Origin of the sequence: Streptomyces sp. MMCC 100 (genome assembly GCF_041538145.2) — a bacterium.
Classification (GTDB): domain Bacteria; phylum Actinomycetota; class Actinomycetes; order Streptomycetales; family Streptomycetaceae; genus Streptomyces.
This window is the reverse complement of record NZ_JBGORK020000001.1, coordinates 1,102,236-1,127,545: the sequence shown is the minus strand read 5'-3', so window position 1 is coordinate 1,127,545 and position 25,310 is coordinate 1,102,236. Positions and strand designations below refer to the sequence as shown.

At 72.7% G+C, this 25,310-nt stretch carries 24 protein-coding genes; 12 read left to right on the top strand and 12 right to left on the bottom strand.

Annotated features, from left to right (window positions below):
• Nucleotides 1-73: 73 nt before the first annotated feature.
• Both ABS735_RS05165 and leuA read right to left on the bottom strand, forming a co-directional pair.
• On the bottom strand, nucleotides 74-769 hold the full coding sequence (locus tag ABS735_RS05165) for a TerB family tellurite resistance protein (RefSeq protein WP_373900203.1): 696 nt from the start codon (nucleotides 767-769) through the stop codon (nucleotides 74-76).
• A gap of 184 nt (nucleotides 770-953) precedes the next feature.
• On the bottom strand, nucleotides 954-2,675 hold the full coding sequence (gene leuA, locus ABS735_RS05160; protein WP_373900202.1) for a 2-isopropylmalate synthase: 1,722 nt from the start codon (nucleotides 2,673-2,675) through the stop codon (nucleotides 954-956).
• Between the two features lie 374 nt (nucleotides 2,676-3,049).
• Between leuA and ABS735_RS05155 the strand changes: the two genes are divergently transcribed.
• The 9 genes from ABS735_RS05155 to era all read left to right on the top strand — a co-directional run bounded on the left by ABS735_RS05155 (nucleotide 3,050) and on the right by era (nucleotide 10,635).
• The gene (locus ABS735_RS05155) at nucleotides 3,050-4,120 is read left to right on the top strand and encodes a M4 family metallopeptidase (protein ID WP_373900201.1); all 1,071 of its coding nucleotides are present in this window, start codon (nucleotides 3,050-3,052) and stop codon (nucleotides 4,118-4,120) included.
• 21 nt (nucleotides 4,121-4,141) lie between these two features.
• A complete protein-coding gene (locus tag ABS735_RS05150; protein ID WP_003976273.1) occupies nucleotides 4,142-4,408 on the top strand; it encodes a protealysin inhibitor emfourin in 267 nt (88 codons plus the stop codon).
• 66 nt (nucleotides 4,409-4,474) lie between these two features.
• A complete protein-coding gene (locus ABS735_RS05145; RefSeq protein ID WP_373900199.1) occupies nucleotides 4,475-5,821 on the top strand; it encodes a GH1 family beta-glucosidase in 1,347 nt (448 codons plus the stop codon).
• Between the two features lie 105 nt (nucleotides 5,822-5,926).
• The gene (locus ABS735_RS05140) at nucleotides 5,927-7,006 is read left to right on the top strand and encodes a PhoH family protein (RefSeq protein ID WP_373900198.1); all 1,080 of its coding nucleotides are present in this window, start codon (nucleotides 5,927-5,929) and stop codon (nucleotides 7,004-7,006) included.
• Nucleotides 7,007-7,018: 12 nt separating this feature from the next.
• On the top strand, nucleotides 7,019-7,516 hold the full coding sequence (gene ybeY, locus ABS735_RS05135) for an rRNA maturation RNase YbeY (protein WP_373900197.1): 498 nt from the start codon (nucleotides 7,019-7,021) through the stop codon (nucleotides 7,514-7,516).
• The gene (locus tag ABS735_RS05130) at nucleotides 7,513-8,817 is read left to right on the top strand and encodes a hemolysin family protein (protein WP_373900196.1); all 1,305 of its coding nucleotides are present in this window, start codon (nucleotides 7,513-7,515) and stop codon (nucleotides 8,815-8,817) included. The genes ybeY and ABS735_RS05130 overlap by 4 nt, the downstream gene beginning before the upstream one ends.
• Nucleotides 8,814-9,197, top strand: coding sequence for an MmcQ/YjbR family DNA-binding protein (locus ABS735_RS05125; protein ID WP_373900195.1), 384 nt, complete (start codon nucleotides 8,814-8,816; stop codon nucleotides 9,195-9,197). The genes ABS735_RS05130 and ABS735_RS05125 overlap by 4 nt, the downstream gene beginning before the upstream one ends.
• 65 nt (nucleotides 9,198-9,262) lie before the next feature.
• Complete coding sequence (locus ABS735_RS05120) at nucleotides 9,263-9,616, top strand: cytidine deaminase (RefSeq protein WP_373900194.1); 354 nt, start codon at nucleotides 9,263-9,265, stop codon at nucleotides 9,614-9,616.
• A gap of 65 nt (nucleotides 9,617-9,681) precedes the next feature.
• Entirely contained in the window at nucleotides 9,682-10,635 is a 954-nt protein-coding gene (gene era, locus ABS735_RS05115) for a GTPase Era (protein ID WP_373900193.1), read from the top strand.
• A 22-nt stretch (nucleotides 10,636-10,657) separates the two neighbouring features.
• Here era and ABS735_RS05110 read toward each other — a convergent pair whose 3' ends face one another.
• The 3 genes from ABS735_RS05110 to ABS735_RS05100 all read right to left on the bottom strand — a co-directional run bounded on the left by ABS735_RS05110 (nucleotide 10,658) and on the right by ABS735_RS05100 (nucleotide 14,187).
• Nucleotides 10,658-11,803, bottom strand: coding sequence for a carbohydrate kinase family protein (locus ABS735_RS05110; RefSeq protein WP_373900229.1), 1,146 nt, complete (start codon nucleotides 11,801-11,803; stop codon nucleotides 10,658-10,660).
• A 195-nt stretch (nucleotides 11,804-11,998) separates the two neighbouring features.
• Nucleotides 11,999-13,294 carry a glucarate dehydratase family protein gene (locus tag ABS735_RS05105; protein ID WP_373900192.1) on the bottom strand — a complete coding sequence of 432 codons (1,296 nt, stop codon included), beginning with the start codon at nucleotides 13,292-13,294 and terminating at the stop codon, nucleotides 11,999-12,001.
• Nucleotides 13,291-14,187, bottom strand: coding sequence for a 5-dehydro-4-deoxyglucarate dehydratase (locus ABS735_RS05100; protein ID WP_373900228.1), 897 nt, complete (start codon nucleotides 14,185-14,187; stop codon nucleotides 13,291-13,293). The genes ABS735_RS05105 and ABS735_RS05100 overlap by 4 nt, the downstream gene beginning before the upstream one ends.
• A gap of 187 nt (nucleotides 14,188-14,374) precedes the next feature.
• Between ABS735_RS05100 and ABS735_RS05095 the strand changes: the two genes are divergently transcribed.
• Nucleotides 14,375-15,169, top strand: a complete 795-nt coding sequence (locus ABS735_RS05095; protein ID WP_373900191.1) for an IclR family transcriptional regulator — start codon at nucleotides 14,375-14,377, stop codon at nucleotides 15,167-15,169.
• A gap of 174 nt (nucleotides 15,170-15,343) precedes the next feature.
• A complete protein-coding gene (locus ABS735_RS05090) occupies nucleotides 15,344-16,693 on the top strand; it encodes an MFS transporter (protein ID WP_373900190.1) in 1,350 nt (449 codons plus the stop codon).
• Between the two features lie 28 nt (nucleotides 16,694-16,721).
• On the opposite strand, the gene ABS735_RS05085 is transcribed toward ABS735_RS05090, so the two are convergent.
• The 5 genes from ABS735_RS05085 to ABS735_RS05065 form a co-directional block, all read right to left on the bottom strand.
• Nucleotides 16,722-17,720, bottom strand: a complete 999-nt coding sequence (locus ABS735_RS05085) for an adenosine deaminase (RefSeq protein WP_373900189.1) — start codon at nucleotides 17,718-17,720, stop codon at nucleotides 16,722-16,724.
• Between the two features lie 20 nt (nucleotides 17,721-17,740).
• On the bottom strand, nucleotides 17,741-18,646 hold the full coding sequence (locus ABS735_RS05080) for a ribonuclease Z (protein WP_373900188.1): 906 nt from the start codon (nucleotides 18,644-18,646) through the stop codon (nucleotides 17,741-17,743).
• A gap of 15 nt (nucleotides 18,647-18,661) precedes the next feature.
• On the bottom strand, nucleotides 18,662-19,015 hold the full coding sequence (locus tag ABS735_RS05075) for a histidine triad nucleotide-binding protein (RefSeq protein WP_373900187.1): 354 nt from the start codon (nucleotides 19,013-19,015) through the stop codon (nucleotides 18,662-18,664).
• Nucleotides 19,016-19,110: 95 nt separating this feature from the next.
• Nucleotides 19,111-22,308 (bottom strand): S41 family peptidase, encoded by a 3,198-nt coding sequence (locus tag ABS735_RS05070; RefSeq protein ID WP_373900186.1) that lies wholly within the window; start codon nucleotides 22,306-22,308, stop codon nucleotides 19,111-19,113.
• A gap of 73 nt (nucleotides 22,309-22,381) precedes the next feature.
• A complete protein-coding gene (locus tag ABS735_RS05065; protein WP_476755826.1) occupies nucleotides 22,382-22,870 on the bottom strand; it encodes a hypothetical protein in 489 nt (162 codons plus the stop codon).
• Nucleotides 22,871-22,969: 99 nt separating this feature from the next.
• On the opposite strand from ABS735_RS05065, the gene ABS735_RS05060 reads away from it, so the two are divergent.
• Nucleotides 22,970-23,347 (top strand): hypothetical protein, encoded by a 378-nt coding sequence (locus tag ABS735_RS05060; protein ID WP_373900184.1) that lies wholly within the window; start codon nucleotides 22,970-22,972, stop codon nucleotides 23,345-23,347.
• A gap of 56 nt (nucleotides 23,348-23,403) precedes the next feature.
• Here the strand turns inward: ABS735_RS05060 and ABS735_RS05055 are convergent, their stop codons facing one another.
• A complete protein-coding gene (locus ABS735_RS05055; protein WP_373900183.1) occupies nucleotides 23,404-24,153 on the bottom strand; it encodes a 16S rRNA (uracil(1498)-N(3))-methyltransferase in 750 nt (249 codons plus the stop codon).
• On the bottom strand, nucleotides 24,150-25,235 hold the full coding sequence (locus tag ABS735_RS05050) for a nitronate monooxygenase (RefSeq protein ID WP_373900182.1): 1,086 nt from the start codon (nucleotides 25,233-25,235) through the stop codon (nucleotides 24,150-24,152). The genes ABS735_RS05055 and ABS735_RS05050 overlap by 4 nt, the downstream gene beginning before the upstream one ends.
• Between the last annotated feature and the right edge of the window lie 75 nt (nucleotides 25,236-25,310).

Here is a 25,310-nt window from a genome sequence, read left to right as displayed (position 1 = left end):
ACCAGGTCCCTCGACAGCGAACTGCCCAACGGATCGGCGCACCGCTCCGCGATCCGACCGCCTTCACACCCTGTCAGGACGGCGTCCCCGCCGACTCCAGGAGGCGGGTGACGTCGTCGGAGCAGATGGTCAGGGCCGCGCCGACGGTGGCCAGGGCGTCGCGTTCGGCGGGGGTGTAGGGGCCGTCGGCCAGGGCGATGCGGGCGCCCTGGAGCAGGATCGACTCGCGGCCGACGGCGGCGAGGTGGGGGGCCAGCGGGTCCAGCGCCTCGTGCAGTTCTATCGCCAGGCCCGGCACGCAGGGTTCGCCGCGGACCCGGCCCGTGTCCGCCTCCAGCGCCTCGACGAGCGCGTTCAGCTGGTCCTCGGTGCAGTCCTCGAAGCCGGCCGCGCGCACCGCGACGGCGGCGGTCTCCAGCGAGGTGCGGGAGCAGGTGCCGCCCGCGGTCAGGACCGCGAGGGCGACGGTGTGGACGGCGTCGCGGAGCATCGCGGAGAAGCGGGTGGTGGTCGGGTGGTCGAGGACGTCGGTGCCGTAGTGGCGGCGGCAGGCGGCGCACTCGACGGCCGGCGCGGACTCGCCGCGGGGCAGCACGGGCACGCCGAGCACCGTGAAGCGGCGGTGGCCGGTGAGCCGGGTGTAGTTGCGGTCGCCGCCGCAGCCGGGGCAGAAGAACTCGCCGTCGCCGACGGGTGTCCACGCGGTGCGGGTGCCCAGGATGCGTGGCAGCCGGGCAGCTCGGCTGGTTCGTCCCCGTCCAGGCAGCACGTCGCACCTCCATAACGGCGCGACAGCATCGTCGCGCTGGCGTGATGTTAGCCACATCACCGACGTGGAGTCAGTACCCAGGAAGAGACCTTTCCGTGACCATCACAGATATATGGCCGGTATATGACGGGGCCCCGCCCGCCGATTTCCGGCGAGCGGGGCCCCAAACCACCGATTCGGCTGGTCAGCGCGCCGCGCGGTTGACGGCGGAGACGATGGCCTTCAGCGAGGCGCGCGTGGTGTTCGCGTCGATTCCGATGCCCCACAGCACCTTGTCGCCGATGGCGCACTCGATGTAGGAGGCGGCCTGCGCGGAGGCGCCTTCGCTCATCGTGTGCTCCTGGTAGTCCAGCAGCCGTACGTCGATGCCGACGCCCTGCAGCGCGTGGAAGAACGCCGAGATCGGGCCGTTGCCGGTGCCGACCAGGGTGGTCTCCTCGCCGTCGACCGTGGCGTCCACGGTGAGGGTGTCGACGCCGTCGCGGTCGGTCGTGGTCTGCCCGTTGGCCACCTGGATGCGGCCCCAGGGGTTGTCCGGGTTGGGCAGGTACTCGTCCTGGAAGACGTCCCAGATCGCGGTCGGCGTGATCTCGCCGCCCTCGGCGTCCGTCTTGGCCTGGATGAGCTTCGAGAACTCGATCTGCATCCGGCGCGGCAGGTCCAGGCTGTGGTCGTTCTTCAGGACGTAGGCGATACCGCCCTTGCCGGACTGCGAGTTGACGCGGATGACCGCCTCGTAGGAACGGCCGACGTCCTTGGGGTCGATGGGCAGGTACGGGACGGCCCACTCGATGTCGTCGACGGTGACGCCCCTGGCGGCCGCGTCGGCCTCCATCGCGTCGAAGCCCTTCTTGATGGCGTCCTGGTGGGAGCCGGAGAAGGACGTGTAGACCAGGTCGCCCACGTAGGGGTGGCGCGGGTGGACCTCCATCTGGTTGCAGTACTCCCACGTGCGACGGATCTCGTCGATGTCGGAGAAGTCGATCTGCGGGTCGACGCCCTGGGAGAACAGGTTCATGCCCAGGGTGACCAGGTCGACGTTGCCGGTGCGCTCGCCCTGCCCGAACAGGCAGCCCTCGACGCGGTCGGCGCCGGCCATGACCGCCAGCTCGGCCGCCGCCACCGCCGTACCGCGGTCGTTGTGCGGGTGGACGGACAGGCAGACGTGCTCGCGGCGGGACAGGTTGCGGCCCATCCACTCGAAGCGGTCGGCGTGCGTGGACGGCGTGGAACGCTCCACGGTGGCGGGCAGGTTGAGGATGATCTCGCGGCCGGGACCGGGCTGGTAGGTGTCCATCACCGCCTCGCAGACCTCCAGGGCGAAGTCCAGCTCGGTGTCGGTGAAGATCTCCGGCGAGTACTGGTAGCCGAACTCCGTCTCGGGGCCCAGCAGCTTCTCGGCGTACTCCATGACCAGCCGGGTGCCGTCGACCGCGATCTGCTTGATGTCGTCCTTGGAGCCGCGGAAGACGACCCGGCGGAAGACGGGGGCGGTCGCGTTGTACAGGTGGACGGTGGCCCGCCTGGCGCCCTTCAGGGACTCCACCGTGCGCTCGATCAGGTCCTCGCGGGCCTGGGTCAGTACGGAGATGGTGACGTCGTCCGGGATGGCGGCCGGGTCCTCGATGATGGACCGTACGAAGTCGAAGTCGGTCTGGCCGGAGGCCGGGAAGCCGACCTCGATCTCCTTGTAGCCCATCTTGACCAGCAGGTCGAACATGGCGCGCTTGCGGACGGGCGACATGGGGTCGATCAGGGCCTGGTTGCCGTCGCGCAGGTCGGTGGAGAGCCAGCGGGGGGCGGTGGTGATCCGCTGGTTCGGCCAGGTGCGGTCGGCGATGTCGACCTGGTCGTAGCCGCGGTACTTGGCGGTCGGCATGGGGCTGGGCTGCTGGCGGTTGGCCATGATGGCGTGGGCTCCTCGTGATGTCCGCGGTGTCAGCGGGTGACGGCGGTGTCACCGACCTCAGCGTGTGACGTCCGCGTGTCCGGAAGGACGGCCGACGGCACCACCAAGCTCCGCGGGGAGGGAGTCGGCCTCTACAGGCCCTCGCCGCGGCAGCTAAGGAGAAGCAGCCCGAATCGCATGATGCCCAGCACCTTAGCCGAGTCACGCGGGTCACGCGGGTCCGTATCAGTATGCGGGACCGAGGGGGGAACCGGGACAAAAAGTGCCGTATACCACTCGCGGCCGGATCACGGAGTCGTCTTGGTGCCGCTGTGCACCGATCGTGGTTGCGGGTAGTGACAGGGTGGTCACCCAGTGCGAAAGTGCCGGACATGACTGCATACGGGGGCTTCCAGCCCGTCTTCTGCACCATCGTGCCGCCCCACGTCCTCGACCGACTCTCCCGGAACGCGGATCCCGTGCTCTCCGGGCCCGCCCGCCGCACCCTCCAGCGCGACGCCCTGGAGCGCACCCGTCGCGGTCTCACCACGGTCATCGGCGCTCCCGCCGTGGCCCCGCGCGCCGGTGCCGAGCCCGAGCAGCCGCAGCGCACGATCTACGACGCCCGGCACGGCACCGACCTGCCGGGCCGCGAGGTGCGCGGCGAGGGCGAGGAGCCCGGCCGGGACGCCACCGTGAACCGCGCCTACGCGGGCCTGGGCGCCACCTTCGAGCACTACCTCAAGGTCTACCGGCGCAACTCCATCGACGGCCAGGGCCTGCCGCTGGACGCGACCGTGCACTACGACCGCGAGTACAACAACGCGTTCTGGAACGGCGAGCAGATGGTCTTCGGCGACGGGGACGGCGAGATCTTCCTCGACTTCACCATCGCCCTGGACGTGATCGGCCACGAGCTGACCCACGGCGTCACCCAGCACACCGCCAACCTGACCTACTACGGCCAGCCCGGCGCCCTCAACGAGTCGGTGTCCGACGTCTTCGGCTCCCTCATCAAGCAGTACGCGCAGGGCCAGAGTGCCGCCGAGGCCGACTGGCTGATCGGCGCCGGACTGCTCGCCCCGCGCGTGACGGGCGAGGCGCTGCGCTCCATGAAGGCGCCGGGCACGGCCTACGACGACGACGTGCTCGGCAAGGACCCGCAGCCCGCGACGATGGACGGCTTCGTACGCACCGGCCGCGACAACGGCGGCGTCCACATCAACTCCGGCATCCCCAACCACGCCTTCTACCTCCTGGCCACCGCGCTCGGCGGCCACGCCTGGGAGCGGGCCGGGCAGATCTGGTACGACGTGCTGACCGGCGGCGAGCTGGCCGAGGACGCGCTGTTCGCGGACTTCGCGACGCTGACGGTGAAGGCCGCCCGGGAGCGCTACGGCGACGCGGACGAGCTGGAGGCGGTCGGCAAGGCCTGGGAGCAGGTCGGGGTGCGGACGCTGTAGTTCCGTACTAGACACGGGTCCATGCGGATTCAGGTGAGGCGCACAGGAGGCTTCGCGGGCATCGAACGCCACGCGGAGGTCGAGACCGCGGGACGCCCCGACGCGGACGAGTGGCACGCGCTGGCCGAGCGGGCGGTCGCCGACGGCCGCAGCACCCCGCCGGTCGGCGTGCCGGACGGGTTCAGCTACCAGCTCACCGTGGACGGGAGGACGGTGTACGCCGCCGATCCCCGGCTGACGGACGAGCAGCGCGCGCTGATCTCGCGGGTACTGAAGGAAGGGGCGTAAGTCGGTCTAGTCGGTTGTCGCGCACGGGCGTTGACTTCCCTTACCGGGGGTACGGATGATCCGCGCATGGCGACTGACGACGCGATGCCGACGAAGCCGATGCCGCGGTTCCCGGACGGCTTCCTGTGGGGCGTGTCCACGTCCGCGCACCAGATCGAGGGTGCGGCCGAGCTGCGGGGGCCGTCCGTGTGGGACGCCTTCACGGCCGGACCCGGGCGGGTGAAGGACGGCTCGACGGCGGCGGTGGCCTGCGACCACTACCACCGCTACCGCGAGGACGTGGCCCTGCTCGCGGACCTCGGCGTGGACGCGTACCGCTTCTCGGTCTCCTGGCCCCGGGTGGACTCCCCCGGCGGCATCGACTTCTACGACCGCCTGGTGGACGAGCTGTGCGCGGCGGGCGTACGGCCGGTGCCGACGCTGTTCCACTGGGACCTGCCGGCGGGCCTGGACTGGCTGGAGCGGGACACGGCGGCCCGGTTCGCCGAGTACGTGTCGGTCGTCGCGCGGCGGCTCGGCGACCGGGTCGGCAAGTGGATCACCCTCAACGAGCCCGCCGAGCACACCCTGCTCGGCCACGCCCTGGGCGTCCACGCCCCCGGCCGGAAGCTGCTGTTCGACGCGCTTCCGGTCGCCCACCACCAGCTGCTGGGGCACGGTCTGGCCGTGCGGGCCCTGCGCGCGGCCGGTGCCGCGGACGTCGGCATCGCCAACTCGCACGGCCCGACCTGGCCCGCCTCGGACGATCCGGCCGACCGGGAGGCGGCGGAGTTCTACGACCTCCTGCTGAACCGCATGTTCGCCGACCCGATCCTCACCGGGCGGTACCCGGAGGGCATCGGCGAGCTGATGCCGGGCTCCGCCGAAAGGGTGGACGCCGATCTGAGGATCATCGCCGAGCCGCTGGACTGGTACGGCGTGAACTACTACGCGCCGACGCGGGTGGGCGCCCCGCGGGGCGCGGAGATCGAGTTCGGCGGGGTGACGCTCCCGGCGGAACTGCCCTTCTCGGTGCGCGAGATCGAGGGCCGGCCGCTGACGGACTTCGGCTGGCCGGTCGTCCCGGAGGGGCTGACGGAGCTGCTCACCGGCTTCGGCGACCGCTACGGCGACCGGCTCCCGCCGGTCGTCATCACGGAGAACGGCTGCTCCTACGAGGGCCTCGACGACCGGGAGCGCATCGCCTACCTCGACGGGCACGTGCGTGCCCTGCACCGGGCGGTCGAGGCGGGCGTGGACGTGCGTGGCTACTTCGTGTGGTCGCTGCTCGACAACTTCGAGTGGGCCGAGGGGTACGCCCGCCGCTTCGGACTGGTCCACGTGGACTTCACGACGCTCGAACGCACGCCCAAGGCGTCGTACGGCTGGTTCCGTGACCTGCTCGCCGAGCAGCGGCGGGCGCCGGTCGGATAAACGACTCGGTGCTGTCGGCGGGGAGTCGTACGCTGGATACAGCAGACACACCCGTCACGCGGCGCACGCCGCAGAGGAGGACGAGCAGGCCTAGAGCGCCGGCCCATGACTCAGACACCCTCAGCCCACAGCCCCGCGCAGGGGCAGGCGAGCGCACGGATCACCGTCCCCGCCCAGCACCCCATGGTGACCGTACTGGGCTCCGGAGATTCCCTCCTGCGCGTGATCGAGAAGGCCTTCCCGGCGGCCGACATCCATGTCCGGGGCAATGAGATCAGCGCCGTCGGCGACACCCATGAGGTCGCCCTCGTGCAGCGCGTATTCGACGAGATGATGCTGGTGCTGCGCACGGGGCAGCCGATGACGGAGGACGCAGTGGAACGCTCGATCGCCATGCTCAAGGCGAGCGAGAACGGGGAGAGCGACGGCCAGGAGACCCCGGCCGAGGTGCTCACGCAGAACATCCTGTCCTCGCGCGGCCGTACGATCCGCCCCAAGACGCTGAACCAGAAGCGGTACGTCGACGCGATCGACAAGCACACCATCGTCTTCGGCATCGGCCCCGCGGGCACCGGCAAGACCTACCTGGCGATGGCCAAGGCGGTGCAGGCCCTGCAGTCCAAGCAGGTCAACCGCATCATCCTGACCCGTCCCGCGGTCGAGGCCGGCGAGCGGCTCGGCTTCCTGCCGGGCACGCTGTACGAGAAGATCGACCCGTACCTGCGCCCGCTGTACGACGCGCTGCACGACATGCTCGACCCCGACTCGATCCCGCGGCTGATGGCGGCGGGCACGATCGAGGTCGCGCCGCTGGCGTACATGCGCGGCCGCACGCTGAACGACGCCTTCATCATCCTGGACGAGGCCCAGAACACCAGCCCCGAGCAGATGAAGATGTTCCTGACCCGCCTCGGTTTCGACTCGAAGATCGTGATCACGGGTGACGTGACCCAGGTCGACCTGCCCGGCGGCACGAAGTCGGGTCTGCGGCAGGTGCAGGACATCCTGGAGGGCGTCGAGGACGTCCACTTCTCCCGGCTCACGTCCCACGACGTCGTCCGGCACAAGCTGGTGGGCCGTATCGTCGACGCCTACGAGCAGTACGACAGCAGGAACGGCACCGAGAACGGCGGCCACAACGGCGGCCGGACACCGAGAACCGGTGCCAAGGCCAAGGGGAAGTAGACCAGCACGACCATGTCGATCGACGTCAACAACGAGTCCGGAACCGAGGTCGACGAGCAGGCGATCCTCGACATCGCCCGCTACGCGCTCGCGCGGATGCGCATCCACCCGCTCTCCGAGCTCTCGGTGATCGTCGTGGACGCCGGCGCCATGGAGCAGCTGCACATCCAGTGGATGGACCTGCCCGGCCCCACCGACGTGATGTCCTTCCCGATGGACGAGCTGCGTCCGCCGTCCAAGGACGAGGAGGAGCCGCCGCAGGGGCTGCTCGGCGACATCGTGCTCTGCCCGGAGGTCGCCGCCAAGCAGGGCACCGAGGCCGAAACGCAGCACTCCATGGACGAGGAGCTCCAGCTCCTGACCGTCCACGGGGTGCTGCACCTGCTCGGGTACGACCACGAGGAGCCGGACGAGAAGGCCGAGATGTTCGGTCTGCAGGCCGCCATCGTGGACGGCTGGCGTGCGGAGAAGGGCCTGACCGGCCCGTCCCCGGCCCCGACGGTCTCATGAGCCTCCCGCTCGTCGCCGGCGCCGTCGCCCTGGTGGTGGTCGCCTGGCTCGCCGCGTGCGCGGAGGCGGGGCTCGCGAGGGTCTCCAGCTTCCGCGCCGAGGAGGCGGTACGGTCCGGGCGGCGCGGCGGCGAGAAGCTCGCCCAGGTCGCCGCGGACCCGACGCGCTACCTCAACGTGGCGCTGCTGGTCCGCGTCGCCTGCGAGATGGCGGCCGCCGCGCTGGTCACGTACGGCTGCCTGCGGCAGTTCGACGGCACCGGCGAGGCGCTGATCATCGCCATCGCGGTGATGGTGCTGCTCTCCTACGTCGCCGTCGGGGTGTCGCCGCGCACCATCGGGCGCCAGCACCCGCTGAACACGGCGACCGCCGCGGCGTACGTGCTGCTGCCGCTGGCCCGGATCATGGGCCCGATCCCGTCGCTGCTGATCCTCATCGGCAACGCGCTCACCCCCGGCAAGGGCTTCCGCCGGGGCCCCTTCGCCTCGGAGGCGGAGCTGCGGGCGCTGGTGGACTACGCGGAGAAGGAGTCCCTGATCGAGGCCGAGGAGCGCCGCATGGTGCACTCGGTGTTCGAGCTGGGCGACACGCTCGTGCGGGAGGTCATGGTGCCGCGCACCGACCTCGTCGTCATCGAGCGCTACAAGACCATCCGGCAGGCCCTCACCCTCGCCCTGCGCTCCGGTTTCTCCCGGATACCGGTGACCGGCGACAGCGAGGACGACATCGTCGGCATCGTGTACCTGAAGGACCTGGTCCGCAGGACGCACATCAGCCGGGACGCGGAGAGCGACCTCGTCTCCACCGCGATGCGCCCGGCGTCCTTCGTGCCCGACACCAAGAACGCCGGTGACCTGCTGCGCGAGATGCAGAAGGAGCGCAACCACGTCGCCGTCGTCATCGACGAGTACGGCGGCACGGCCGGCATCGTCACCATCGAGGACATCCTCGAGGAGATCGTCGGCGAGATCACCGACGAGTACGACCGGGAGCTGCCGCCGGTGGAGGAGCTGGGCGGGGACCGTTTCCGGGTCACCGCACGTCTCGACATCGGCGACCTGGGCGAGCTGTACGGCCTGGACGAGTACGACGACGAGGACGTGGAGACGGTCGGCGGTCTGCTGGCGAAGGCGCTGGGCCGGGTCCCGATCGCCGGTGCCTCGTCCATCGTCGAGCTGCCGGACGGCCGTGAGCTGCGGCTGACGGCGGAGGCCGCCGCGGGCCGCCGGAACAAGATCGTGACGGTGCTGGTGGAGCCGGTCGCCGCGGCGAAGCCGGCCGAGGAGGCCGTGTCGGAGTGACCCCCGGGGAGCTGCGCGACCTCTGTCTGTCCTTCAACGCCGCGGTGGAGGACTTCCCCTTCGGTCCGGAGACCTCGGTCTTCAAGGTGCTGGGGAAGATGTTCGCGCTCACCTCGCTGGACGGGCGTCCGCTCACCGTCAACCTCAAGTGCGACCCGGACGACGCGATCCGGCTGCGCCGCGAGCATCCGGGCCTGATCGTCCCGGGCTGGCACATGAACAAACGGCACTGGAACACGGTGACGGTGGACGGCGGACCCGACGGGCGACCCGACGGCGGGCTCCCGGACCGTGTCGTCCGGGAGCTGGTCGAGGATTCGTACGACCTGGTGGTCGCCGGCCTGCCGCGCGCGGAGCGGCTCCGCCTCGACCGTCCCTGAGCCCGCCCGGGCCACCGGGGGTCCCGCGCGGGCGGGTGCCCGACGGGGCTCCGTATGCTCGCCTCATGACCGAGACTCCCGACCTCGACCCCGAGGACCGCAAGATCGTCACGCTGGCCCGCTCCGCCCGCGCCCGCAACAGCGTGCCCGAGGGCGCGGCCGTACGCGACGAGACCGGCCGCACGTACGTCGCCGGCACGGTCGCCCTGGACTCCCTGCGGCTCAGCGCGCTGCGCACGGCGGTGGCGATGGCGGTGGCGTCCGGCGCGAAGTCGCTGGAGGCGGCGGCCGTGGTGACCGAGTCGGAGGCGGCGTCGGAGGAGGACCGGGCGGCGGTACGGGATCTGGGCGGGCCCGGGACGCCGGTGCTGGTGGCGGGACCGGACGGGACGGTCCGTGCCACGGTGAGCGCGGGCTGACGGCCGCGGGCCCGGCGGACGACCGTGGTACGGCGGGGCTTCGTGGATCAGGGACAATGGGCGCCATGAGCGTTCGTACCCAGTCATCCGAAGAACCGGCCGAGGCTGTTCACCGGGCCGGCTTCGCCTGCTTCGTGGGCCGCCCCAACGCGGGCAAGTCCACCCTCACGAACGCTCTGGTCGGGCAGAAGGTGGCGATCACCTCGAACCGTCCGCAGACCACGCGGCACACCGTGCGGGGCATCGTGCACCGCGAGGACGCCCAGCTGATCCTGGTGGACACCCCGGGGCTGCACAAGCCGCGCACGCTGCTGGGCGAGCGGCTCAACGACGTGGTGCGCACCACGTGGGCCGAGGTGGACGTCATCGGCTTCTGCCTGCCGGCCAACGAGAAGCTGGGCCCCGGTGACCGCTTCATCGCCAAGGAGCTGGCCGGGATCAAGAAGACCCCGAAGGTCGCGATCGTCACCAAGACCGACCTGGTGGACTCCAAGACCCTGGCCGAGCAGCTGATCGCGATCGACCAGCTCGGTCAGGAGCTGGGGATCACCTGGGCGGAGATCGTCCCGGTGTCGGCGACCGCGGGCCAGCAGGTGGGCCTGCTGGCCGATCTCCTCACCCCGCTGCTGCCCGAGGGCCCCGCGCTCTACCCCGAGGGCGACCTGACCGACGAGCCCGAGCAGGTCATGGTCGCGGAGCTGATCCGGGAGGCCGCGCTGGAGGGCGTACGCGACGAGCTGCCGCACTCCATCGCGGTGGTCGTCGAGGAGATGCTCCCGCGCGAGGACCGCCCCGCCGACAAGCCCCTGCTGGACATCCACGCCAACGTTTTCATCGAGCGCCCCAGCCAGAAGGGCATCATCATCGGCCCCAAGGGCAAGCGCCTGAAGGACGTCGGTATCAAGTCCCGCAAGCAGATCGAGGCCCTCCTCGGCACCCCGGTCTTCCTGGACCTGCACGTGAAGGTCGCCAAGGACTGGCAGCGCGACCCGAAGCAGCTGCGGCGGCTCGGGTTCTGAGGCCCCGGGGCCGCTCCCGCGGTCAGGCCGTCGGGCGGCGGAAACCGATGGTCGGGACGGCTCGGCGCAGCGGCCAGGAGCCGGGCAGGTCGTCGGGGACGAGGTCGGCCAGGAAGGCGTAGCGGCGCAGGGCCGTAGGGTCCTGGCCCTCGACGGACTGGACCTTGCGCCACCAGGTGGCGATCTCGCCCCAGCCGGGCGCCGACAGCGAGCCGCCGAACTCCTGGACGGAGAGCGCTGCGGTCAGGCCGGCGAAGGCCAGGCGGTCGGCCAGCGGCCAGTCGGCCAGGGTGCCGGTGACGAAGCCGGCCACGAAGACGTCCCCCGCGCCGGTCGGGTCCAAGGCCTCCACCTCGATGGCCGGGACCTCGGCGCTCTCCCCCGTGCGCCGGTCCACCGCGTAGGCGCCGTCCGCGCCGAGGGTGACCACCGCGAGCGGCACGTGCTCGGTCAGGGCGTGCGCGGCGGCGCGCGGGCAGCCGGCGCCGGTGTAGCGCATGGCCTCCTCCGCGTTCGGCAGGAAGGCCTCGCAGTGCGCGAGGTCGGGCAGCCCCGCCAGGTCCCAGGCGCCGGTGTCGTCCCAGCCGACGTCGGCGAAGACGCGGGTGCCGCGGGCGGCGGCCTGGGCGATCCAGGGGGCGCGGACGCCGGGCGTGAGCGAGGCGACGGCGGCACGGGCGCGGGGCGGGCAGTCGGGGGTCGGTTCCTCCGGCGGCGGCTCGTGGCCGTGGGAGACCATCGTGCGCTCTCCCTCGTACGCCATCGAGACCGTCACCGGCGAGTGCCAGCCGGGCACGGTGCGGGACGGGGACAGGTCGATGCCCTCGCCCTGGGCGAGCGCGTCCCAGCAGTAGTCGCCGTAGTGGTCGTCGCCGAAGGCGGCGGCCAGCGAGGTGCGCAGGCCGAGGCGGGCCAGCGCGGTCGCCATGTTCGCCACTCCGCCGGGGCTCGACCCCATGCCTCGGGCCCAGGACTCGGTGCCGCGCACCGGGGCGGAGTCGAGCCCGGTGAAGACGACGTCGAGGAAGACGGTGCCCGTCAGGTACACGTCCCAGGGCGGGTCCTGCGGGGTGCGCAGGGCGGCGAGGGGATCGACCTCGGGCCGGCGGTGCGATCCCTCGCCCTGGGTGTGGCGGTGTGTCCTCTCGTCGGCCGGCACGACGGGCATGGCGGGCACGTCGGACGCCGTCGGCACGGGCATGGCGGGCACGTCGGACGCCGTCGGCACGGGCCTGGTGGACACGGACGCGGTGGACACAGTGGACACGGTGGAGGCTGTCACGGTGCGCTCCCTGGCATGGTGCGGATCAGGCCAGTGTGCACCACGCCGCCGGCAACCCGGCGGAGGAGGCGGAACCGTCGGTCACCAGCGCGGCATGGACGGGGTGACCCACGCGGGGTCGGCGATCCGCATCGCGGCCGCGTCGTCGCGGTCCCGCAGGGCGCCGTCGTCGTCGAGCCAGCGCCGGTGCAGGAACGCCAGCCGGTCACGGTCGAGTTCGACGCCGAGGCCGGGGGCGTCGGAGACGGTGACGCGGCCGCCGTCGAAGGTGAGCCGTTCGGTGAGCACGTCCTCGGACTGCCAGGGGTAGTGGGAGTCGCAGGCGTGGTGGAGGTTCGGCACGGTGGCCGCCACGTGGGTCATGGCGGCGAGGCTGATGCCCAGGTGGGTGTTGGAGTGCATGGAGACGCCGACGCCGAAGGTGCGGCAGACGGCGGCGAGTTGCTGGGTGTTGCGCAGCCCGCCCCAGTAGTGGTGGTCGGAGAGCACGACCTGGACGGCGCCCTCGGTGAACGCCTCCTGGATCTCGGCGAACGTCGTGACGCACATGTTGGTCGCGAGCGGCACCCCGGTCCGGGCGGCGACCTCGGCCATGGCCGGGGTGCCGAGCGCGGGGTCCTCCAGGTACTCCAGGACGTCCCCGAGTTCCTCGGCGACCCTCAGCGAGGTCTCCACGGACCAGGCGCCGTTGGGGTCCAGGCGCAGTGGGTGTCCGGGGAAGGCCTCGGCGAGGGCCTTGACGGCGGCGATCTCCTCGTCGGGCGGGAAGACGCCGCCCTTGAGCTTGAAGGAGGTGAAGCCGTACCGCTCGGTGAAGACGCGGGCCTGCTCGACCACGCCGGCCGGGTCGACGGCGGCATCCCAGTCGTCCTTCTCGCAGGCCACGCCCTCGGGGTGGCCGGCCCACTTGTAGAAGAGGTAGGCGCTGTACTCGACGGCATCGCGGACCTTGCCGCCGAGCAGCGTGTGCACGGGCAGGCCGAGCGTCTTGCCGAGGGCGTCGAGGCAGGCGACCTCGAAGCCGGAGAGGACGGACAGGCGCAGTTTGTCGGCCGTCTGGACACCGCGCAGCCCGCCGACGTCGACCTGTCCGGAGACCCGGGAGGAGTCGACGGCGACCTCGTCGGCGAGGGCGAACAGGCCGTTGAGGTCGCCGACCCGGCGGCCCACCAGCTTGTCGGCGAACGGGCGGGCGAGTTCGAGGTACTTGGTGTCGCCGTAGGTCTCGCCGACGCCGGTGATCCCTTCGGCGGTCTCGACCTCGACGATCAGGCGGGGGGTGTACGGCTGGTGCACGCCCTGGGTGTTGAGCAGCGGCGGGTCGGCGACGAGGATCGGCGTGAGGCGGACGGCCGTGATGGTGAGGTCGGCGGTCACAGGGCGGCTCCTACGAGGTCGAGTCCGGTGGCGAGCAGGGTCTTCAGGTCGGCCAGTTCGGCGGCCGTGGGGTCGGTGAGCGGGGCGCGCACGGGGCCGACCGGGCAGCCGCGCAGCCGGGCCGCCGCCTTCACCAGGGACACGCCGTATCCGGGGACCCGGTCGCGCAGTTCCACGAAGGGGACGTAGAAGTCGCGCAGCAGCGTGTCGGCCGTGCGGTGGTCGTCGGCGCGCAGGGCGGCGAGGAAGGCGTGCGCGATCTCGGGGGCGAAGGCGTGCACGGCGGAGGAGTAGGCGGGGACGCCGACGGCGGCGTAGGCGCGGGCCTGGATCTCGGCGGTGGCGGCGCCGTTGAAGAACAGGAAGTCGTCGGGTGCGGCGAGGACCGTGCGCTGGAGGCGGTCCAGGTCGCTGTGGCCGTCCTTGAGGCCGATGACGCCGGGGACGGTGGCCAGGCGCCGGACGGACTCGGCGGTGTAGGCGACCTGGCCGCGCTGGTAGGCGATGAGCGGGAGCCGGGTGCCGGCGGCGATCCGCTCCACGTGGGCGACCAGACCGTCCTGCGGGGCGGCGGTGAGGTAGTGCGGCATGACGAGGAGGCCGTCGGCACCGGCGTCCTCGGCGATACGGGCGAACCGCAGGGCCTGCGCCCAGCCGTAGCCGGTCCCGGCGACGACCGGTACCCGCCCGGCCGTCTCCTCGACGGCGATGGTGACGACCTGCCGGTACTCGTCCTCGTCCAGGGAGAAGAACTCGCCGGTGCCGCAGGCGGGGAAGAGGGCGCCGGGCCCGGCGGCGAGGCGTGCGGCGACGTGGGTCCGGTAGCCGTCGGGGTCGAGGGAGCCGTCGTCGCGGAAGCTGGTCAGCGGGAAGGACAGGACGCCGGCCGCCATGCCCTCCCGCAGCCGTCGGACCACGGCCGAGTGATCGGTGCCCGTATCGAGGCTCACCCTGGCTCATCTCCCCATGTAGATGTTATCCATGTATGAGAATGGAGATTAGGTAAGTGAATGGATGACGTCAATGGGCGGCGCAGCGGGTGGCGTCCGTGACGCGCCGGCGCCCGCCTACGATCGGCTCATGTCGGAGACCGGGGACGCGACAGGCGGCGTCCGTGAGGTGAAGTCCGCGGCGCGCACGGTGGAACTGCTGGAGGTGCTGGCCGCACGCGGTGACCGTCCGGCACGCCTCCAGGAGCTGGCGGACGAGCTGGGGGTGCCGCGCAGCTCGATGTACGCGCTGCTGCAGACGCTCATCTCGCGCGGCTGGGTCCGCACCGACGTCACCGGGTCCCTCTACGGCATCGGCATCCACGCCCTGCTGACCGGCACCAGCTACCTCGACTCGGACCCGCGGGTGCGGGCGGCGCGGCCGTTCCTCGACGAGGCGTCCCAGGCGCTGGGCGAGACGATCCACCTGGGGCGGCTGGACGGGCGCGACGTGGCCTATCTGGCGACGCGCGAGTCGCACGAGTACCTGCGCACGATCAGCCGGGTGGGACGCCGGCTGCCCGCCCACGTGGGCGCGCTGGGCAAGGCGCTGCTGGCGGAGCGGCCGGACGCGGAACTGCCGGACGGGCCGTACGAGGCGCTGACCCCCAACACCCGCACCACCAGGGAGTCCCTGGCGGCCGACCTGGCCCTGACCCGGGAGCGCGGCTACTCCGTCGACCGCGAGGAGGGCGTGACGGGCATCGTCGGTTTCGGCTTCGCGCTGCGCTACGAGGTCCCGGCGCTGGACGCGGTCAGCTGCTCGGTGCCGGTGGCCCGCCTGACGCCGGATCACGAGGCGCGGATCGTGGCGGTGATGCGGGAGACCAGGGCCAAACTGGAGGCGACGGTTCCGGCCGGGAGCGGCTCGATCCACTGGCGTTAGCGCGCACTGCTACCCAGCTTCGAAACACCCAAACGAATATGTGACCTAGAACACGCCGGGTCGCCTGTTTCACGCCTCCCCGCGCTTGATACAAATTGCCCGCGCGTTCCTGTCAGTCGACGGTCGTCGCTCCCTCTCTTCCCACCGTCCCTTTCGCATGCCCCGGGAACGCCCGTGTTCGCCCCCCGCACCACTCCCTGGCCCCTCGTCGCCCTTTTCACGGCCGGGTACCTGCCTCCGTATCTGCTGCCCACCACCGTCGGCAGACTCGACACCAGCCTTCCGCTGTCCACCACGCAGGCGGGCGCCGTCGGCAGCGCGCTGCTGCTGAGTTCGGCGACCGCGGGCTTCCTGCTGGCCTCCCGGGTCCAGCGGGCCGGCGCGCGGACACCGGCCCGCTTCGGGCTCGCGCTGGCCGTCCTCGGCTACGGCGCCGCCGCGCTCACCACCGTCGTCCCGGCCGTCGTCGTCGGCGCGGTCGTGGGCGGTTTCGGGTCGGGGACCGCCATGACGGTCGCCGCCACCCGGATCGCCGCCGAGCGTGATCCCCACCGGGCCTCCACGATGGGCCTGCTGAGCGTGTCCGCGCTGGCCGGCGCGGTGTATCTGACGGTGCCCCACCTCGGCCGGGCGCACGGGCTGCCGCTGGCCGCGATCGCCCTGACCGCGCTGGTGGTGTGGCCGCTGACCGGCCGCCTGCCGGGCGCGGCGGCCGACGCCCCGGCCACGCACGGCACCGACACCACCACCCCGCTCCCCCGCCGCCGTTCGGGACTGGTCCTCGCCGTCACGGTGCTGTGCTGGTCCCTGGCGCAGAACTCCCTGTGGGGCGTCAGCGGCCGGATCGGGCTGACGCAGGCCGGCCTGGGCGACGCCGCCCTGGGGCTCGTCTTCGCCGTCGCGCTGGGCGCCGGGCTGGTGGGCGTGCTGGTGGCCGGCGCGCTCGGGCCGCGGCTGGGGCGGGCGATGCCCGTCGGCGCCGGCACGGTGCTCATCGCCGGCTGCATCGCGGTGAGCGCGTCCGCGACCACCCCGGCGACCTTCGCGACCGGCGAGATCGCCTGGAACACCGTCTACCCGGTCGTCCTGTCGTACCTGATCGGCCTCGCCGCCTCGCTCGACCCGCGCGGCCGGTGGGCGGTGCTCGTCGGCTCGGCGTCCTCGCTGGGCACGGCGGCCGGGCCGCTGACCGGCAGTGTGCTGTCGGCGCAGGCCGGCTACCCCGTCATGGGCCTGGTGCTCGGCGCCGGACTGCTGCTGGTCGCCGCGCCGATGACCGCCGTCGCCCTGCACACCGGCGGGCGGCCGCTGCTGCCCGGCGCGATCCGCCGCCGCGGCGGCACCCCGGCCGCGCTGGTCGCCGCCGCCACGGGGACGCCGAGCGGTGCGGTGCCGGAGGTCGGCGCCGTGGAGCAGCCGGTGGTGGAGATCGACGTGGAGGCCCCGGCCGTGGCCGTGCAGGGCGCCTACGACACGGCGGGACCCCGGCAGGCGGCGGCCACACCGGGGTCCGGGACGGGCTGAGTCGCCCGGCGTCGGGTCACGCGCCGGCTCACCCGGCGGGGAACTCGTACGCCTCGACTTCCGCGAGGTACCGCGCCCGCAGCTCCTCGTCGTCCTCCAGGAAGGAGGCGAGGAAGGAGTTGCGGGCCAGCTCCCGCAGCCGCTGCTCGGTGAGGCCGAGGGCCTGGCGCACGGCGTCGAAGTTGTCTCCCGCGTAGCCGCCGAAGTAGGCCGGGTCGTCGGAGTTGACGGTGCACATGAGGCCCGCGTCGAGCATCGCGGGCAGCGGGTGGCCGGCGAGGGTGTCGACCGTGCGCAGCCGCACGTTGGACAGCGGACACAGGGTGAGCGGGACACGCTCGCGCACCAGCCGCTCGACCAGCGCCGGGTCCTCCACCGAGCGCAGCCCGTGGTCGATCCGCTCGACGCCGAGGACGTCGAGGGCCTCGACGACGTACTCGGGCGGCCCCTCCTCGCCCGCGTGCGCGACCCGGCGCAGCCCGAGGGCGGCGGCGGCCTCGTACACCTCGCGGAACTTGACCGGCGGGTGGCCGACCTCGGCGGAGTCCAGCCCGACACCGGTGATGCGGTCCAGGTACGGCTTGGCGGCGTCCAGGGTCTCCAGCGCCGACTCGGCGGACTCGTCGCGCAGGAAGCAGAGGATCAGCCGGGTGGAGACACCGTGGTTCTCACGACTGGCGCCCAGTGCCCGCCACAGCCCCTCCACCACCGTGCCCATCTCCACGCCCCGGGCGAGGTGGGCCTGCGGGTCGAAGAAGATCTCGGCGTGCCGGACGCCCTGCGCGGCGGCGCGGGCGAGGTAGGCGTTCGCGAGGTCCTCGAAGTCCCGCTCGGTGCGCAGGACGGCCATCAGCTCGTAGTACAGGTTCAGGAAGGACTGGAGGTCCTCGAAGCGGTACGCCTCGCGCAGGGCGTCCTCGTCCGCGTACGGGAGCGCGACACCGTTGCGGGCGGCCAGCGAGAAGGCCAGCTCGGGTTCCAGGGTGCCTTCGATGTGGAGGTGCAGTTCAGCTTTGGGCAGGGGCATCAGAGCATCGTACGACCGTATTACCGGCGTTTCGGAACCGGGACGCGGGTGAGGTCGCGGGCCACGGTCAGCTCGCCCGCGTAGCCGGCCGCCCGCGCCTGTCGCTCGAACTCCTCGGGGTCCGAGTAGCGCTGGCTGAAGTGGGTCAGGACCAGGTGGCGGACGCCCGCGTCCCGGGCGACCCGCGCCGCCTGCCCGGCGGTGAGGTGACCGTGGTCGGTGGCGAGCGTCTCGTCCTCGTCGAGGAACGTCGACTCGATGACCAGCAGGTCGCAGCCCTCGGCGAGCGCGTGCACGCCCTCGCACAGCCGGGTGTCCATGACGAACGCGAACCGCTGGCCGCGGCGGACTTCGCTGACCTCGTCGAGCGGGACGCCGTTCAGCGAGCCCTCGCGCTGGATGCGGCCGACGTCGGGGCCCTCGATGCCGTGCGCGGCGAGGCGGTCGGGCAGCATGCGGCGGCCGTCGGGCTCGGTGAGCCGGTAGCCGTACGACTCGACGGGGTGGGACAGCTTGCGGGCGTCCAGGGTGTAGCCGGGGGCGACCGCGAGGGGCCCGTCCACGGCGACCGGGGCCTCGGTGAGGGCGACGGTCTCGCGGTAGGCGGTGGCGTACCGCAGCCGTTCGAAGAACCGCTGCCCGGAGCGCGGGTAGTGGGCGGTGATCTCGTGCGGCACCTGGTCGAGGTTGATGCGCTGGATGACGCCGGCCAGGCCCAGGCTGTGGTCGCCGTGGAAGTGCGTGACGCAGATCCGGTTCAGGTCGTGGGCGGCGACCCCGGCGCGCAGCATCTGGCGCTGCGTGCCCTCGCCGGGGTCGAACAGGATGCCCTCGCCGTCCCAGCGGAGCAGGTAGCCGTTGTGGTTGCGGTGCCGGGTCGGGACCTGGCTGGCGGTGCCGAGGACGACGAGTTCACGTACGGACACGGTGCCTGTCCAGGCCTATCCGGGCGGCCATTCGAGGCCGCGGCCGCCGAGCACGTGGGCGTGGGCGTGCCAGACGGTCTGTCCGGCGCCGGTGCCGGTGTTGAAGACCGTGCGGTAGCTCTCCAGCTGCTCGTCGTCGGCGACGGCCTGGGTCTCGCGCAGGACGTCGGCGGCGAGCTGCGGGGCGTCGGCGGCGAGGGCGGCGGCGTCCTTGTGGTGGGCCTTGGGGATCACCAGGACGTGGGTGGGGGCCTGGGGGTTGATGTCCCGGAACGCGACGGTCGTGTCCGTCTCGCGGACGATCGTCGCGGGGATCTGCCCTGCGACGATCTTGCAGAACAGGCAGTCGTCCTGTGGCTCGCCCGTCATCTGGCTCTCCTCACGCCGGTGATCTTCCAGGGGGCATCGTATCCGCCGCCGTGGCTGCGGGCAGTCGTGCCGCCGGGCGGCACGACTGCCCGCAGCTACGGGAGCGTGGGCGGCGTCTTCGCCGGGGATTCCTCCAGTGCGGCCAGCGCCAGCGCGATCGCCTCGTCCAGTTGGGGATCACGGCCCGCCGCGTGATCCTGCGGACGCTGCGGCACCTCCACGTCCGGATCGACGCCGTGGTTCTCCACGCCCCAGCCGTAACCCTCCAGCCAGAACGCGTACTTCGGCTGTGTGATCAGCGTGCCGTCCACCAGCCGGTAGCGGCTGTCGATGCCGATGACGCCGCCCCAGGTGCGGACACCGACGACCGGCCCGATCCCCAGCGCCTTGATCGCCGCGTTGACGATGTCGCCGTCCGAGCCGGAGAACTCGTTGGCGACGGCGACGACCGGCCCGCGGGGCGCGTCCTGCGGATAGCTGGTCGGCCGCATGCCGCGCGGCAGGTCCCAGCCGACGATGCGCCGGGCCAGCTTCTCCACGACCAGCTGGGAGGTGTGCCCGCCGCGGTTCTCGCGGACGTCGACGACCAGGCCCTCCCGGGCCACCTCGACCCGCAGGTCGCGGTGGATCTGGGCCCAGCCGGGCGCCTGCATGTCGGGGACGTGGAGGTAGCCGAGCCGGCCGCCGGACTTCTCGTGGACGTAGGCACGGCGGTCGGCGACCCAGGCGTGGTAGCGCAGCGGCTCCTCGTCGGCGAGCGGGACGACGACGGCGTGCCGCACCTCTCCGCCGCCGGACGGGGAGACGGTCAGCTCGACCGGCTTGCCCGCCGTGCCGACGAGCAGAGGGCCGGGTCCGGTGACCGGGTCGACGGCCTGGCCGGCGACCGCGACGACGGCGTCCCCGGCGCGCACGGCGACACCGGGCGCGGCGAGCGGGGAGCGGGCGTCGGGGTCGGAGGTCTCCGAGGGCAGGACGCGGTCGATGCGCCAGGTGCCGTCCTCGTGCCGGGAGAGGTCGGCGCCGAGCAGGCCCTGCCGGGCGCCGGAGCCGGCGCCGCCGCGCGGGGTGACGTAGGCGTGCGAGGTGCCGAGTTCTCCGTGCACCTCCCACAGGAGGTCGACCAGGTCGTCGTGGGTGGCGACGCGGTCCAGGACGGGCCGGTAGCGGTCGAGCACGCCGTCCCAGTCGACGCCGTTCATGTCGGCCCGCCAGAAGTGGTCGCGCATGATGCGGCCGGTCTCGTCGAACATCTGCCGCCACTCGGCGGCCGGTTCGACGGTCTGCCGGACCCGCCCCAGGTCGACGCTGATGTTGGTGTCACTGTCCTCGTCGCCGGAGGCCCGCCGGTCGCTGGGTACGACCTTGAGCCGGCCGTCGGTCCACAGCAGCACCCGCTTGCCGTCGCCGCTGACCTCGAAGTGGTCGGCGTCGCCGCCGAGGTGCTCGACGCGCTGCTGGGCGAGGTCGTACCGCTCCAGCTCGGTGTTGGGGTCGGGGTCCTCCGGGGTGGCGCGGGAGGCGCCGAGGACACCGGTGAGCGGGTGGCGCAGCCACAGGACGCCGTCCTTGGCGGCGCGCAGCCGGGAGTAGCGGGCGGCCTCCACCGGGAAGGGCACGATGCGGTCGGCGAGGCCCTCGATGTCGATCCGGGTGGTGGGGGTGCCCTCGCTGTCGGGGGTCTCCTCGCGGTCCGGCGTCTCGAAGGGGCGGCCGTGGCGCTGCGGGCCGAAGGGCGAGGGGGTGGTCGCCGCGAGGGTGATCAGGTAGGGCCGGGCGCCCTCGACGAAGGCCAGGTCGAAGACGTGCTCGTCGTAGACCGGGTCGAAGGAGCGGGTGGAGAGGAAGGCGAGGTGCTTGCCGTCCAGGGTGAAGGCCGGCGAGTAGTCCTTGAAGCGCAGCGGGGTCGCCTCGCTCACCGACAGATCGGTGGTGTTGGCGAGTTTGAGCTGGCGCAGCGGTTCCGGTCCCGGGTGGGACCAGGCGAGCCAGGCGGAGTCGGGCGAGAAGACCAGGCCGGAGGCGTCGCCGTCCTCGCTGCGGTCGACCTCGCGGACCTCGCCGCTCTCGCGCTCGACGAGCAGGACCCGCCCGTCGTGCGAGGCGACGGCGACGCGGCTGCCGTCGGGGGCCACGGCGAGGTGCAGCACCCGGCCGAGCTGCCCGGCGGCCAGGCGCCGCGGGGTGGCGCCGGGGGCGAGTCCGGTGGCGGGTGCGAACTCCAGGGCGTCGTCGCCCTCGGCGTCCGTCACCCACACCACCCACTCCTCGCCGTCGGTGCGGAAGGTGCGCGGCAGCCGGGTGCGGACGCCGGGCATGGCCGCGAGGGCGCGGGCCGGTCCGGCACGGTGGGTGACCCAGTGCACGCCGCCGCGTACGGCGACGGCGCTGCCGCGCGCGGTGTGGTCGGGGGACGCGGAGCCGAACCAGCGGGCGGCGTTGACCGGGTACGGCTGGAGGTCGACGCGGGCGCCGCCGAGCCGGATGTCCAGGCGGCGCGGCTCGGCGCCGTCGAGGTCGTCCAGCGTCCACAGTTCACCGGCGGAGGAGTAGACGACGCGGGTGCCGTCGGTGGCGGCGTGCCGGGCGTAGAAGCCGTCGACCGGTGTGTGGCGGCGCAGGTCGGAGCCGTCGGCGAGGGAGGAGTAGAGGGCGCCGGTGCCCTCGTGGTCGGAGAGGAAGGCGATCCGGTCGCCGACCCAGAAGGGGTACTCGATGTTGCCGTCGAGATCGGCGTGCAGGCGCACGAACTCGCCGTCGTCCTCGCGGTCGATCCACAGCTTGCCGGCCGTGCCGCCCCGGTAGCGCTTCCACCAGGCGGCCTCGCGGCCCATCGGCGCGGACAGCAGCACGGTGTGCGGGCCGTGGGCGACGTCGCCGACGGGCCCGTACGGCAGGGTGGTGGCCGGTCCGCCGTCGAGCGGGACGGCGCGGGCCCAGCTGCGGCGCAGGCTGGCCTCGCCGTAGGTGCTCAGGGCGAGGACGCGGCCCTCGGCGGTCCAGCCGCGGACCTGGGTCCTGATGCTGCCCCAGTGGGTGAGGCGCTTGGCGGGTCCGCCGTCGACGGGCGCGACGTGCACCTCGGGGGCGCCGTCGCGGGTGGAGGTCCAGGCGACCGTGGTGCCGTCGGGCGAGATCCGCGGGTGGTTCACCGGTACGTTGTCGGCGCTGACCCGCCAGGCGCGGCCGCCGTCGAGCGGGGCGAGCCACACGTCGTCCTCGGCGGTGAAGGCGACCAACTCGCCGTGCGGGTGCGGAAAGCGGAGGTAGGCAGGCGCTGCGGGCTGAGTCACCCCCTCACCCTATGCAGGGGTGCGGCCCGCCGACAGAGGTTTGGATCACTTACCGGCCGAGGAGCCCGTCCGGCTACTTGCCCTCCACCGGGCGGCAGTGCGGGTCGTCCGGGCACCAGATGGTCCGGGTGACGGTCACGGTGGGCCCCGGCCCGTTCCGGGAGGGCCCGTTGGCGGGCGGAGCGCTGGTGGCGTCGCAGTTGCCCAGCCCCTTCACCCGGAACCACTCCTTGCCGTCCACCTTCGCGGTCAGGTTCCCGCGCACGCAGGCGCCGTTGACGACCCGGGTGACCTTGCCGTCGACGGTGATGTCCTTGCCGTCGTCGGTCCTGCCCTCGCAGTGCACGGAGGCGACCGCGTTCTCGCTCGCCGGGGCGGTGGTGCCCTTGTCGCCGTAGGAGGCGGTGCAGGTGAGCCAGCGCACCTCCGCCTTCTGCCGCTGCAGTTCGCGGGTCACGGTCTGGTCGGTCGTGTAGGCGACCGTCGCGGAGCCGAGCCCGCCCGGCTCGCACGCGACGACCCCGCCGACGGCGACGGCCGCGCCGACGACCACCGGAGCCATGCGCCGGATCCGCCTCATTGCCCACATGAAGGGCAGCGTCCCACCGCCCGGGGGCCGGGGGTAGGGCGCATACGGCCACTCCTCACTACCGTGGGCGCCATGGGCAACGACCGCAGGCAGCGCAGGCTCGTCATGGACGAACGCACCACCTGGCTGTGGAGTCACCGGCAGAAGCGGGGGCGCGACGGCGTCTGGCGGGACGCGCTGACGCTCTACCGGGACGGGCTCCGGGTCCGGTTCGTCTTCCTCGCGGGCGCGCCCGACTCCGGCCGGTACACCTCGGAGGGCGACTACTGGTGCGAGGGCTGTGTGGCGGACGGTCGCGGCAACCTGCTCAACCTGCGCGAACCCGGTGTCGTACGGGCGCTGGTCGAGGAGGCCGGGCGGCGGGCGCTGCTGCCCGGACCCGGGGGCCGGCCGGTGGAGCTGGACGGCTGGGAGCTGTTCCCCGCCGTGGCCGCCGCCACCGACGGCTGACCGGGGCCGTCACAGGACCGGACCCGGCACCGTCTAGAAGCCGGCTTTCGGCGCCGTCAGGACCAGCGGCCGGTGCGTGCCAGGAGTACGGCGGTCGCGGCGGTGCCCGCGGTGGAGGTGCGCAGGACACTGCGGCCCAGGCGGAAGGGGCTCGCACCGGCCTCGGCGAAGAGCGCCAACTCCTCCGGGGACACGCCCCCTTCGGGGCCCACGACCAGCACGATGGCGCCGGTGGCGGGGAGTTCGGCGGCGGACAGGGGCGCGTCGCCGCTCTCGTGGAGTACGGCGGCGAAGTCGGCCTCGGCCAGAAGTGAGGCAACCTGCTTGCTCGTCGCCGCGTCCGCGACGTCGGGGAAGCGGACCCGGCGGGACTGCTTGCCGGCCTCCCGGGCCGTCGCCCGCCACTTGCCGAGTGCCTTCAGGCCGCGCTCGCCCTTCCACTGCGTGATGCACCGGGACGCCGCCCAGGGCACGATCGCGTCGACGCCGACCTCGGTCATCGTCTCGACGGCCAGCTCGCCGCGGTCGCCCTTGGGCAGGGCCTGCACGACGGTGATACTCGGCTGCTCGGCCGGCTCCTCGCGCACCCCGTCCGGGACGGTGACGACCAGGCGGTCCTTGCCCTCGGCGGCCTTCACCACGCCCTCGGCCCAACGGCCGCTCCCGTCGGTGAGGACGACGTCCTCGCCCGCCCGCAGCCGCTTCACGGAGACGGCGTGCCGCCCCTCGGGGCCGTCGAGGACGTACTCGCCCGCGGGCAGGTCCTGGGGCCGCAGGGAGTCGACCACGAACACCGGTGCCGTCATCGTGCGCCGCCTCCCGTCGCGTAGCCCGACAACGCTGTCCCGGCGGCGGCGAGTTCGGCCGCCAGCACCTCCACGAGCTGTCCGGCGGGCAGCTCCCGGGCCATCCGGTGGCCCTGTCCCGCCCACAGCGCCAGGCCCTGCGCGTCGCCCGCCTTCGCCGCCGCCTTGCGCACCGGCGAGGTGAGGTGGTGCACCTCGGGGTAGGCGGCGGGGGCGTAGGGGCCGTGCTCGCGCAGGAAGCGGTTGACCAGGGCGCGGGCGGGGCGGCCGGAGAAGGCGCGGGTGAGTTCGGTGCGGACGAACAGCGGGTTGGTAAGCGCCTGCTTGTGCAAATCGTGCGCGCCGGACTCGGGGGTGGCGAGGAAGGCGGTGCCGAGCTGGGCCGCGCTCGCGCCGGCCGCGAGGACCGCGGCGATCTGGCCGCCGCGCATGATGCCGCCGGCGGCGACGATCGGCAGGCCGACCGTCTCCCGGACCTGGGCGACCAGCGACAGCAGCCCGGTGCCCGCGCCGCCGGTCTCCGGGTTGTCCCGGTGGGTGCCCTGGTGCCCGCCGGCCTCGGCGCCCTGCGCGATCACCGCGTCGGCGCCGGACTGCTCGACGGCCCGGGCCTCGTCCGCGGTGGTCGCGCTGACCAGGGCGAAGGTGCCCACGCGGTGCAGGGAGTCGACGACCTCACGGCTGGGCACGCCGAAGTGGAAGGACACCACCGGTACGGGGTTGTCCAGCAGTACGGCGAGCTTGGTGTCGTAGCCGTCGTCCCGGCCGCAGTCGGGGTCGCCCAGCTCCGTCTCGTACCAGGCGGCCTCGCCGGCCAGCTGGTGGGCGTAGACGTCGACGGCGGCGGGGTCGGCCGTCTCCGGCTGCGGGAGGAAGAGGTTGACGCCGAAGGGGCGGCTCGTCAGTCCCCGCAGATGCTTGATCTCCTGGTACATCCCGTCCGCGGTCTTGTACCCGGCGGCCAGGAAGCCCAGCCCGCCCGCCTCGCACACCGCGGCCGCGAGCTGCGGCACGGAGACGCCGCCCGCCATGGGCGCCTGCACGATCGGGTAGGGGAAGAGATCGGTCAGTGCGGAGGACATGACGGCATGTTGTCACGTCCTCCGCACAAGTCCGAATCCGGGCTTCCGTTGGCATACGCCAGGAGCATCCGCATC

What these genes read in the sequence shown, in the direction of transcription:
- leuA (WP_373900202.1), bottom strand. Translation starts at nt 2,675, where the DNA reads ATGGCCAACCGCCAGCAGCCCAGCCCCATGCCGACCGCCAAGTACCGC.
- ABS735_RS05155 (WP_373900201.1), top strand. Translation starts at nt 3,050, where the DNA reads ATGACTGCATACGGGGGCTTCCAGCCCGTCTTCTGCACCATCGTGCCG.
- ABS735_RS05150 (WP_003976273.1), top strand. Translation starts at nt 4,142, where the DNA reads ATGCGGATTCAGGTGAGGCGCACAGGAGGCTTCGCGGGCATCGAACGC.
- ABS735_RS05145 (WP_373900199.1), top strand. Translation starts at nt 4,475, where the DNA reads ATGGCGACTGACGACGCGATGCCGACGAAGCCGATGCCGCGGTTCCCG.
- ABS735_RS05140 (WP_373900198.1), top strand. Translation starts at nt 5,927, where the DNA reads ATGACTCAGACACCCTCAGCCCACAGCCCCGCGCAGGGGCAGGCGAGC.
- ybeY (WP_373900197.1), top strand. Translation starts at nt 7,019, where the DNA reads ATGTCGATCGACGTCAACAACGAGTCCGGAACCGAGGTCGACGAGCAG.
- ABS735_RS05130 (WP_373900196.1), top strand. Translation starts at nt 7,513, where the DNA reads ATGAGCCTCCCGCTCGTCGCCGGCGCCGTCGCCCTGGTGGTGGTCGCC.
- ABS735_RS05120 (WP_373900194.1), top strand. Translation starts at nt 9,263, where the DNA reads ATGACCGAGACTCCCGACCTCGACCCCGAGGACCGCAAGATCGTCACG.
- era (WP_373900193.1), top strand. Translation starts at nt 9,682, where the DNA reads ATGAGCGTTCGTACCCAGTCATCCGAAGAACCGGCCGAGGCTGTTCAC.
- ABS735_RS05110 (WP_373900229.1), bottom strand. Translation starts at nt 11,803, where the DNA reads ATGCCCGTCGTGCCGGCCGACGAGAGGACACACCGCCACACCCAGGGC.
- ABS735_RS05100 (WP_373900228.1), bottom strand. Translation starts at nt 14,187, where the DNA reads ATGGCGGCCGGCGTCCTGTCCTTCCCGCTGACCAGCTTCCGCGACGAC.
- ABS735_RS05095 (WP_373900191.1), top strand. Translation starts at nt 14,375, where the DNA reads ATGTCGGAGACCGGGGACGCGACAGGCGGCGTCCGTGAGGTGAAGTCC.
- ABS735_RS05085 (WP_373900189.1), bottom strand. Translation starts at nt 17,720, where the DNA reads ATGCCCCTGCCCAAAGCTGAACTGCACCTCCACATCGAAGGCACCCTG.
- ABS735_RS05075 (WP_373900187.1), bottom strand. Translation starts at nt 19,015, where the DNA reads ATGACGGGCGAGCCACAGGACGACTGCCTGTTCTGCAAGATCGTCGCA.
- ABS735_RS05065 (WP_476755826.1), bottom strand. Translation starts at nt 22,870, where the DNA reads ATGGCTCCGGTGGTCGTCGGCGCGGCCGTCGCCGTCGGCGGGGTCGTC.
- ABS735_RS05060 (WP_373900184.1), top strand. Translation starts at nt 22,970, where the DNA reads ATGGGCAACGACCGCAGGCAGCGCAGGCTCGTCATGGACGAACGCACC.
- ABS735_RS05055 (WP_373900183.1), bottom strand. Translation starts at nt 24,153, where the DNA reads ATGACGGCACCGGTGTTCGTGGTCGACTCCCTGCGGCCCCAGGACCTG.
- ABS735_RS05050 (WP_373900182.1), bottom strand. Translation starts at nt 25,235, where the DNA reads ATGTCCTCCGCACTGACCGATCTCTTCCCCTACCCGATCGTGCAGGCG.